The 9,985-nt window shown below is 43.9% G+C and carries 8 protein-coding genes; all 8 read right to left on the bottom strand.

Annotated elements, in window-relative coordinates; all coding sequences use genetic code 11:
* The coding region (locus ACP45E_RS12145) for a GspE/PulE family protein (protein WP_069585046.1) at positions 1-1,317 on the bottom strand (1,317 nt) is incomplete at its 3' end.
* Positions 1,307-2,536, bottom strand: a complete 1,230-nt coding sequence (locus ACP45E_RS12140; RefSeq protein WP_017038241.1) for a tetratricopeptide repeat protein — start codon at positions 2,534-2,536, stop codon at positions 1,307-1,309. The genes ACP45E_RS12140 and ACP45E_RS12145, both read right to left, overlap by 11 nt.
* The gene (locus ACP45E_RS12135) at positions 2,536-3,378 is read right to left on the bottom strand and encodes an ExeA family protein (RefSeq protein ID WP_017038242.1); all 843 of its coding nucleotides are present in this window, start codon (positions 3,376-3,378) and stop codon (positions 2,536-2,538) included. The genes ACP45E_RS12140 and ACP45E_RS12135 overlap by 1 nt, the downstream gene beginning before the upstream one ends.
* Before the next feature lie 19 nt (positions 3,379-3,397).
* Positions 3,398-5,023 (bottom strand): pilus (MSHA type) biogenesis protein MshL, encoded by a 1,626-nt coding sequence (mshL, locus tag ACP45E_RS12130; RefSeq protein WP_017035372.1) that lies wholly within the window; start codon positions 5,021-5,023, stop codon positions 3,398-3,400.
* Positions 5,024-5,038: 15 nt separating this feature from the next.
* Entirely contained in the window at positions 5,039-5,404 is a 366-nt protein-coding gene (locus ACP45E_RS12125; RefSeq protein ID WP_017035371.1) for a hypothetical protein, read from the bottom strand.
* A gap of 42 nt (positions 5,405-5,446) precedes the next feature.
* The gene (pilO, locus tag ACP45E_RS12120; protein WP_017038243.1) at positions 5,447-6,091 is read right to left on the bottom strand and encodes a type 4a pilus biogenesis protein PilO; all 645 of its coding nucleotides are present in this window, start codon (positions 6,089-6,091) and stop codon (positions 5,447-5,449) included.
* A complete protein-coding gene (locus ACP45E_RS12115) occupies positions 6,091-7,527 on the bottom strand; it encodes a hypothetical protein (RefSeq protein WP_017038244.1) in 1,437 nt (478 codons plus the stop codon). Before ACP45E_RS12115 ends, pilO begins: the two co-directional genes overlap by 1 nt.
* Before the next feature lie 21 nt (positions 7,528-7,548).
* Positions 7,549-9,549: an RNase E specificity factor CsrD gene (csrD, locus tag ACP45E_RS12110; protein WP_017035368.1), complete on the bottom strand. Its 2,001-nt coding sequence runs from the start codon at positions 9,547-9,549 to the stop codon at positions 7,549-7,551.
* Positions 9,550-9,985: the final 436 nt, after the last annotated feature.

Here is a 9,985-nt window from a genome sequence, read left to right as displayed (position 1 = left end):
AAGGTAGCCTGGCGCCCCCATATCCATCATACGAAGTGCACTATCGACGGCATCATTGGTGTGCAAAGTACTGAGTACTAAGTGCCCCGTTAACGCCGCTCTCAGCCCAATTTCTACCGTCTCTTGGTCACGCATCTCCCCCACCAGAATGATGTCGGGATCTTGACGTAAAAAGGTTCTTAATATAGTGGAGAAGTCCAAATTGATCTTTGGGTTCACTTGAACCTGATTGACTCTAGGTAAACGGTATTCCACCGGATCTTCCGCGGTAATGATCTTTTTACCCGGTTGATTGAGCTCTGACAACGCGCCATACAAGGTGGTGGTTTTACCTGATCCCGTTGGCCCTGTCACTAGGATCATTCCGTGAGGTCTTTTGAGTTGCTTACGCAATTTTTCTAAAAGATCCGCAGGTAATCCTGATTCTTCGAGTTTTCTGACGCCCGATGACTGATTCAAAAGACGCATCACCACCGACTCGCCATATTGAACCGGCATCGTCGACATACGAATGTCCACCGATTGGCCTTTAGTTCGAATATTAAAACGACCGTCTTGAGGTAAACGTTTTTCTGAAATGTCCAAATTAGCCATGAGTTTTAATCGCAGCACCAACGCGGAAGCAATGTTAACTTCGTTCAGCAGCGTTTCATGTAAAATACCGTCGATACGTTGGCGCAAACGCAATACATTCGAATCTGGCTCAATGTGAATATCAGACGCCCCCATTTGAATCGCATCTTCAAACAGAGAATTAATCAACTTAACGACGGTGACTTCATCACTGTCGCCAGCTTCATCAAGATTGTTAATATCAAAAGCATCGTTGACCTGATGTTCCGCCTGCAATTGCTCGGCGAATGATGCGATCTCTTTGGTGCGGCGGTAGTATCGGTCAAACCCTTCAACCAATTGACTTTCAGGCGCGATCACAAACTCTAAACTGAAATTAGAAAGCTGACCAAGCAGCGCTTCTTGAGCAAATAAATCCGCAGGATCACTCATCGCAATGCGTACTGTGTCGCCACTGCGAGAAATAACGAGAGCACGTAAACGACGCGCGTGAACTTCCGGAAGCAGTTGAACCGCATCAACGTCGACATTTGCTCGGCTCACATCAATTAAAGGTAGAGCCAACTGTTGCGAGAGAAAAGTCAGCATCTGGTGCTCGGTTACGAAGCCAAGCTCAATAAGCATGGCGCCTAATTTACGGCCTGTGCTTTTCTGGGCTGCGAGTGCTTGCTCAACCTGACTCTCAGTAATAATGCCTTCTTCAACCAGCAAATCACCAAGACGTTTACGAAGTTTAATTTGCACTGCTGCTCTCCTTTATTGCATCAATCAATTTCAACCGTTCACGTACAAAAGTCTGAGACTGCTTTGAAAGACCGACTTTCGTGAGTGCTTGCTGGTACGCGACTTTAGCCTCTGGCATGTTTGAATTTCGCTCTTGTTGAATCGCCAACCCCAGCCACCAACGAGCGTTGGCACTGTCGGCAGAAACAAGCTGCTGATAGGTTTCCAATGCCACATCATCAAGGCTATTTTTTTGAGCTAACGCTGCCCTTAAAGACAAGTAATCCACACTCGGAGAATGATTTAGGTGAAGAAGAGGAGTGAGTGCAGCTTCTGGTTGTTGTTCTTTAATCAACAGCTTGGCGAGGGCAACCCGCAAGGCTTCACTGTCGTTATCGATTTTTATGCCATCTTGCAATATTTCAAACGCTCTACGAGTATCCCCCTTACCATAATATAAGGCCGCTAGCTGTTGTCGGCTGTTTTCATCTTTAGGAGTGTAGCGAAGCACGTCTTTGTAGCTGTTTAATGCTTCATCGATGTTGTTACTATCGATCGCTTTGCGGGCTCTGATCTCTGCTTTCTCAGCTAATTGAACTGGTGTCAGTTCGACTTGTTCAACAATAATGCCACCTTGCTCAACAGGCTCTGACTTGGTTGCCGCCTTCGAACTGACGCGAGAAGGGCTCAATGTATTGCTAGCCAGTAATATTGGCTTTTGAGGTGACGATTTGCTGACGACTGGCTTTGGGTCTTCGGGGGATTTAGACACCAATGCTTTAGAAACGGACGCTTTAGAAACGGATGCTTTAGAAACCGACGCGTCAGACGTTGAATTTTTAGCCACATGAGTTGAAGGCTGTTTGACCTTTGTTGTCGTTTTTTCAACGGCGGGGGCTTGATATATCGTGACCTTCTGAGCAGAGGTTTTCGTGGTCACTTCAGCGATACTTGGCACTGAGTTCGGTTCAAGGGCATCATTGGATTCCACTGCAACCGTGGTCGGTTCAGAGATCACCACTGATTGATCTATCGATCGTTTTATAGAACGATCGATGGTTTCGGATTGATGCGATACCGCCCAGCCACCAATGGCGAGACTGATTGAAAAGCCACCAATAACCCAAGGTAAAACAGGGCGAGTTTTCACCTTATTAATTTGAGCTTTTTCAATCTTAACCGATGCACCCTGTTGTTCTTTATCAGCAAGTTCAGAAAGCGCTTGATTGATGGTACTCATTAGTGACTCCACCCCCATAAAATTGGGGCTTTAAATTTTGGTTTACAGCTATCAAACGTATCGTAAATAGCGCTATAAACATGGTGATTATTGACTTTTTCAGCCTTGTCGCCAAAAGCCAATATAAGAGTCTTGTGGCATATCTGATTAATCAGGCGAGGATTTCCATGGCTTGCCCGCCAAATCGCTTTCTTAATAGCAAGACTAAACACCGCTTCACTGGCCGCGCTTCGGGTTAAACGAGTATCAATATAAGCCACACTTTCATCCACCGATAACGGGCGTAACTTCGCATTGAAGGTGATGCGTTGACGAAACTGCCTTAAATGATGCTGCTCAAGCCTTTCATCCAATTCTGGTTGACCAATCAGGACAATATTAAGCAGCTTTGCCTGCTCTGTTTCTAGGTTTCCAAATAGGCGCAACACTTCTAGGGCTTCATCAGATAAAGCCTGCGCTTCATCAACAATAACCACAGTTTGCTTGCCCGATTTAGAAAGTTCGATCAACTTGGTTTGAATCTTATCAACCACTGACATTGAAGAGTGAATCTCAAGCCCCAGCTCAGCGGAAACCGCCAACCTTAATTCTTCTCCCGTTAGAACTGGGTTCGGCAGGTAAACCAGTTCCACCTTATCTTGCAGGTGGTTGATCAGCATTCGACATACCATGGTTTTTCCTGAGCCCACCTCACCAGTCACCTTGATCACGCCTTCTCCCATATCCAGAGCCGCTGTCACCATTTGAATCGCTTCATAGTGCGGTTCTAATCCCAAAAACAAGCCAGTATTTGGGGTTAGATGAAACGGGTATTGGCTAAAACCAAAGTGGTCAAGATACATGCTTTACCCTGGAAATCGGTTATTCAGAATCTGGAAACCATTCTTGCAAAATATCACGTGAACGTTCGAGTTCTTTTTGCCATGTGTTCACACCAACAACCGTTGGTTTTAGCAAGATAACCAGTTCGGTTTTCTGTGTAAGCTCGGTGGTATTTCTAAAGAGATGCCCCAGCGCTGGGATATCACCAAAGAAAGGTACTTTAGAGACTTGATCAAAGGTATTGGATTTCATTAATCCACCAATAACCACAACATCGCCATCACGAGCTCTGATGATGGAATCGGATTCACGAATAGAGCTTTGGGCCAATGGAAGGCTGATCGTTTTGCCACCATAGCCAATTTCTTTGACCTGTTCTTTCACATCAATAACCGCAGGGTGAACATGCAATAACACATTTCCTTCGTCATCAATTTGAGGGGTAACGTCTAAAGAAATGCCGGAGAAGAAAGGCGTAAGTTCAACTTCTGGTGAAGCCTCGGAATTATCACCACTGCCCACTACACTTGAAAAATCGGTCACGTAATATTCGTCGGTACCGACTTTGATGACCGCTTTTTGGTTGTTTGCGGCCGTTACACGAGGGCTTGAAAGAACATTCAAATCACCTTGTGTGTCCATAAAGCTCAAGACTGCTTCAAAGCTACCGTCGGAAACGGTGACATTAGTTTGACCGCCCAGTAAGCTGCCAATGGAATCTAGACCCGGAAGCGCAGCGGCCCCTAATCGTTCAACAACAACTTTGCTGTCACCAATTGAAATGTTTGACCAATTGATCCCTTGTTGATAGCCATCGTTCAACGTGACCTCTAAAATTTTCGCTTCCAGAATAACCTGACGCTGTAGGCGTTCTTGAGAAACATTCAAAAAGTGCTTCACTTCTCGGATGGCATCAGGGTAGGCACGTACTGTAATCACACTGGCTTGCGGAGTAACCACCACACTTTGACCATCACCACTGCCGATTAATTGAGATACAGCGGCCTGCAGTTGTGGCCAAAAGTCACTTTCACTGATGGTTTCAATTTCAGTGCCGCCTTTAGAGCTTGTTGATGAAGATCCTGATGAGTTTGAAGAGGAATTATTTGATGACGATGAGTTATTCGACGACGATGATCCTGTGTCAGAGTTAGTGATCGTTCCGGTTGTAATCGACGTAAGCGACCGGCCTTTGCGCTGCATCTGTAAGTAATCGACTGGGATAGTGACAGTGCGTATACCAGCTGGATACACCTGTATCACTTTGCCTTTTCGCTCAACTTCATAACCATACATATCACGAACCACAGACAGCACTTCATCTAAGGTGACATCAGCTAAGTTAACGGTGATATTTCCTTCGACTGAAGGGTGTATCGCTGCGCTGTAGTCGGTTCCTTTGACTAAACTGGCAAAAAAGGTACTGGCCTCAACGCCATCCGCTCGAACTCTAAAGCGCTTGACGTTCTGCGCTGAGGATAGGTTTACACCATCAATGTTTGGCATTAAATCTTGCTGCACAGAAGCAGGAAGATCATTGAGGCCTAAGCTATTGGCTTCATTAATGGCTTCGTTGATGGCGGCTTTTGCTTCTACTGGATCTCGATGGCCCATTGAGCATCCAGATAGAGATACGATAGCGATAGCAAGTACAATTTTACGCATAGAATTATTATTACCTTAATTCTTAATATCTAACGAAAAAAGCTCTAATGTCCAAAGCTTACTTCCACGTACCAAAGTCACTTTTTCATCAGTTATCTGACGGACTTGGTATCCATTTAATTTATCTCCGGTCTCGACAACACTATTGTTAAGAACGGCATTACATCGATTCACATGATCACATGCGATACTTTTGAGTGTCGGTAATCGGTAAACAACGGTTTTTTTCGCTGTCGAGGTAGAAGACTCTTTTTTTTGCCACCCTAACGGCGCCGTAGGGTCTTGGGCTGTGTTTTGATTCGGCTTGTCTGACACATTATCTGAAGCATTGACGGAATAGCCCAATACAGCGAGACTCAGTAACGTGATTTTCAACGACATCTTCAATCGTATTTTTAATTGAGTCTTTAATCTCATTGCTGGCTAGCCCCCTATAAACTCTTTACGAGCCCCTAAAGTGTAGACTTCCAAAATCAGTCGTGCTTCGGGGTACTCTTCCACTTGATATTGAAAACTGCGCCAATAATAATTGGCAGGCATCGCCTCGAGCGTTTGTAAGTAGGTGAGGATATCAAAAAATCGGCCTGTCATTTCAATTCGAACTGGGTGCAGATAGTAATTACCCTCTTTATCCTGTCCTTTTGCAATGGACTCTGCGCCTAGCGTTTCCAATGAAACCAGGTGAAGTTGCTTACTTTCAGACAAAACACCTTCCAACAGCAGAGTCATTTGAGAAGGTGAAATCAAAGTATCAATCACATCGGCTAACTCTTGCGATAAAGATTGACTCTGTTTCTGGAGTTTATTCAGCTCAATATCGATTTCTTGGTCTGGGTCTTTTTTCAGCTTAGCGGTCAAGACTAGGATCTCGCCCTGTAATCTCAGAATCTCAGATTTGGTTGCGACGTTTTGACGCGACAATTCATTATCCGTTTTCATTGCGGGTTCAAAGACAAATGTAAACATGACCAAGGCTGTGACGGCGAAGCCACCCAGTGTAATGAGCCACTTTTCTCTCTGGGAAAGATCCGAAAATTTAGCCTCTATTTTTCCTAATGCTTGCTTCATTATTTTACATCCTCCTGCGTTCGCAATTCGAATGTAATGACATCTTGTTCATTTCTGCCTATTTTCAGCTTTTCAAACGATCGACCTACCAAGTTAAGCTCTTCTCTAAACTGGTGAACCCAATTGGGCACCGTTTCAGCATTTTTAGCTAAACCTTGTAAATTCAGTTTTTGGTTGTCGATACGAATACTCACCAACGAAATATCATTCCTTCCAATATTCGCTAAAGAACCCATTACGCCTGCGTAACCTTGTCGCTGAGACTGATTGTAATCACCAATCGCATTTAATGAGCGGTTGTGCGATTGAATTTGATCTTTTAGCCTGGCAACAGCGGCCACTTTTTCTGGAGACGGTTTGTGCTTCTCTAACTGCTCTCTCAGCTTTTGAGCTTGCTGAGCCAGTTGTGCCGATTGCTGCTGCTGGAGTTTCAATTCTGCTTTTAACTGTAATGAACTGTAATGATAATAACCACTGCATGCTAAGAGCAGTGCTGCAACTAGAACCCAAGAGGTCGCAGCGTTTTGAAACGTAAAATACTGTTTTTGAGGACGCAAATGATCGGGGTAAAGATTAATGTGATCGCCCATCAAATGTGTAGCGGTAACCGCGAGAAGATCTCCAGACCCAATGAGTTCCGTTGATAATGGCTTAACTTTAACGTTTAATCGTTCGTCTAATGCTTCGGCTAACTCTTGCTGCTCTTCTTCATCACAACTGGTGAAAAGCGTGTGTAAAGGCACACCTTTAAGCTGAGACGATAGGTAATCAATCGAACGCTGCAATTCCAAAGCCATGCCATCGAGCTGAAAATCGGAGCTTGCTGTTCCAGTTAATGGTGAAACGACATTACGAATAGTGCGTTGAAATACACATTTTCCTTCGTGAAACGCACAGATTTTATAACTGCCCTTAACACTACGCTGCAACAACAAGTAACTGCTTAATTCAGATGAAGCAATGCCCCATACATCGTCTTCTGTCAGCACTTCATCTAAAGAGCATTTCTGCTCAGCCAAAAGATGAGTCAGCTCAGTAATAAGTGATTTTTTGATCACATAAGCTTGAGTTTTATTGCCACTAGGCAAAGTAAAGGCATCGGCAACAATGTCCGTTACTTTCTCTGTGACGAGATCTTTGAGCAAAAATGGCAGAGCAATAGACAGCTCTTCTTGAGGCACATTAGGGGTATCTATTTGAAAGGTTTGATACAGACTTGAATTCAGAACCAGACTGACTGTGACATTTTCAACAGAGTGCGTTTTTAAGTGTGTGGCGAGGGCCTGCGGCCAATGTCCATGATCAAGCGCTATTTTCGGTAATGTGTACACCGAATGCTCTGAAAAGTAGATGGCATCAGGCTCCACTATCGCCAATAAGTTGGAGTGCTGCTTTTTTGTCGGTCTTAATTTATCTATGAGGGACTTTATATTCATCCACTGATCACTTTCGTTAAATTATCGCCATCGGTTTCGTCGACCCGGCTTTATTTTATTTGAAACATTAGTATGAGCTTTGTTATTTATTCTAGCCCATACTTCTAATTCTGTATCGAACAGTCGCCCTTGAACGCCATGTACACCTAAGTCTATCAGCGTCTTATGCTCTGCTTTCGTTTCGACACCCACTGCAATAACCTGAGTTTTTCCGCCACTGCATGCACCGATTATGCTTCTTACAAAGAGTTGATTCTCATCTCTTTGGTCAATTCGTTTAATCAAGCTTCGATGCAACTTAAGGTAATCGACCTTTAAGTCTTTTAAATAGTGGGTACTAACTATTGTTCGCCCCGCTTGACCAACAATAACCTGACACCCTAATCCTGAGAGCATCCGTATAACGGGCCTCATATAATCCAGGTGTTTAATCAAACGCCCTTCAGAAAATTCAAAACTCAATTGTAAGCGAGTTTGAGACGTCAGTTGCAATAATTCATTACGCAGCCACTTAAAGTGTTCTTTATCTGCAAATGGACTGACATGAAGGTTTACAGAATAACATAGGTTTAACTGAGATTCTTTCATACATGTTATTGTTTTTCTGAGTATTGCGCGATCCATCTTAAGCTCATAACCCACCTGCTCAATGGCTGCATTGAATCTTGAAGCCTTAAGTGTGCCTTTCTCTGGATCGTCTATCCGCGCAAACAATTCATGGTGAATCAACTTAAGTTCGCTCGTTGCCGATAGCAAATAGCAAGGCTGACCGAATACGCGAATATTTTCTGGTGTTAACGTCTGATCAAACAGGGTACGCCAGCGAACGCTACCACGATCTTCTTGATCCACGGTTGCTTTATTAAATCGGCTCCAGGTATTAATTTGCTGTAACTGGGCACTCTTGAGCGCAATTTCAGCCTCATCCATGATCTTGCCTTGGCGATCTCCCTGGTTAAAATTGGTCACCCCCATATGGCACCAATTGTCTTTATCGACTGGCGATGGTGGAGAGATTTTAACCAGCTGCTTCATGCATGCGTTAACAAGATGTGTCACTTCTTTTGTCCCCTGGTATGGAACAAATATCGCAAAATCAGAGCTATAATATCGAGACAACAGCACATCAGGGTAACGCTGTATGACTCCACTAATGGCTTCTGCCAATTCCACAATGAAATCGTCACTGACACTTTTACCATTCAGTTCTTTAACATCTTCCCAGTCATCCACTCTCAGCAGAATGACAGCACCATGAGAACCACTTTCATGCAAAACTGACTCTAGTTTACTGTCAAATAACACGCGATTTGCTGTTCCAGTCAGTTGATCTAAGAACGTTTGAGTTCGGATAAAAGTATCAAATCGACTTCTCTCTTGGCGGGCATCTTGTAACTCTTCAATCAAACAATCCAATGCCTCACTTGCTGTATACGGCCACTCCCTGAGATCCCCTTTTGCAAACTGCTCGACACGCCCCGCCAAGATCATTCGCCCACGTTCCTCTAACAGCTCCGATCCCAGTAGCTGTTCTTTGAGCCATTTAACACCTCTCACTAGGCAAAATATGATCAAGCTAACGGCGAGAGTGATCGTCCATAAGGCACCAAAAGAGTCGGTAGAACCTAGATACGGTGGAACGGCCTTGAAAGTCACTTGATAGCCACTGTTTCTTTCCAGTCGATAAGTTTTGTTGTACAAGCGTGAAGGGTCAACCCGAGAATCGGTATCGTTAAACTGATATACGATTCCTGCTGGTGAAGATAGCTGCATTTCGACAATGCGTGATGCTTGCAGCATTTTGGGCATCCAACGCTGCATGGATTGCGCCGATTCAGGATCTTCCATTTCTCTATCAACAACGACAACAATGCCGTCCAAATAATGATTAAGATATTCTTGGCCAATTTTTTTGAATGTCAGTGTGCCACCGACAAATAAAATAAAGGTCGCGCTGATCACAATGATGGTAACAAAAGCCACCAGCCTTGTACTGAGCTTTAAGGTCGGAGTAAACCTCATAAATTAAGAGTTCCTTTCTATATTTTATTGACCGGTTTCAGTGTGCTGTTATCAACAAGAAAGCAAATCATTTGCCTCTACTGTTACTATATTAAAAAGTCTCCAAGAACTCGTTTTATTTTGACTACTGTTATCGAACTTTGTTAGCCAAACGTGATCTCTCTCTTAAAGCGCCACGAGTATTAGAGATCACAAGTGATCATGCAGTTCGCCACGAGGATGCAGTGAATAGAATCAATAACGCAATCACAAAAAAAAGCCCCGTACTACGGAGCTTTAGTTTGTATTATTAATTCTAGATATTCACAGAGTATTAAATTCTGAGATTTCTCCATCAAACGTGGCTAGAACGGGATATCGTCATCGAAATCCATTGGTGGCTCGTTATATTGAGGCTGAGCTTGCTGTGGAGCTTGTTGAGCCGGTTTGTGCTGAG

The sequence above is a fragment of the Vibrio genomosp. F10 str. 9ZD137 genome (genome assembly GCF_049974785.1).
Classification (GTDB): Bacteria; Pseudomonadota; Gammaproteobacteria; order Enterobacterales; family Vibrionaceae; genus Vibrio.
Note: the sequence above shows the minus strand (reverse complement) of the source record. Positions and strands in the feature narration are given on the sequence as shown.

What these genes read in the sequence shown, in the direction of transcription:
- ACP45E_RS12140 (WP_017038241.1), bottom strand. Translation starts at nt 2,536, where the DNA reads ATGAGTACCATCAATCAAGCGCTTTCTGAACTTGCTGATAAAGAACAA.
- ACP45E_RS12135 (WP_017038242.1), bottom strand. Translation starts at nt 3,378, where the DNA reads ATGTATCTTGACCACTTTGGTTTTAGCCAATACCCGTTTCATCTAACC.
- mshL (WP_017035372.1), bottom strand. Translation starts at nt 5,023, where the DNA reads ATGCGTAAAATTGTACTTGCTATCGCTATCGTATCTCTATCTGGATGC.
- ACP45E_RS12125 (WP_017035371.1), bottom strand. Translation starts at nt 5,404, where the DNA reads ATGTCGTTGAAAATCACGTTACTGAGTCTCGCTGTATTGGGCTATTCC.
- pilO (WP_017038243.1), bottom strand. Translation starts at nt 6,091, where the DNA reads ATGAAGCAAGCATTAGGAAAAATAGAGGCTAAATTTTCGGATCTTTCC.
- ACP45E_RS12115 (WP_017038244.1), bottom strand. Translation starts at nt 7,527, where the DNA reads ATGAATATAAAGTCCCTCATAGATAAATTAAGACCGACAAAAAAGCAG.
- csrD (WP_017035368.1), bottom strand. Translation starts at nt 9,549, where the DNA reads ATGAGGTTTACTCCGACCTTAAAGCTCAGTACAAGGCTGGTGGCTTTT.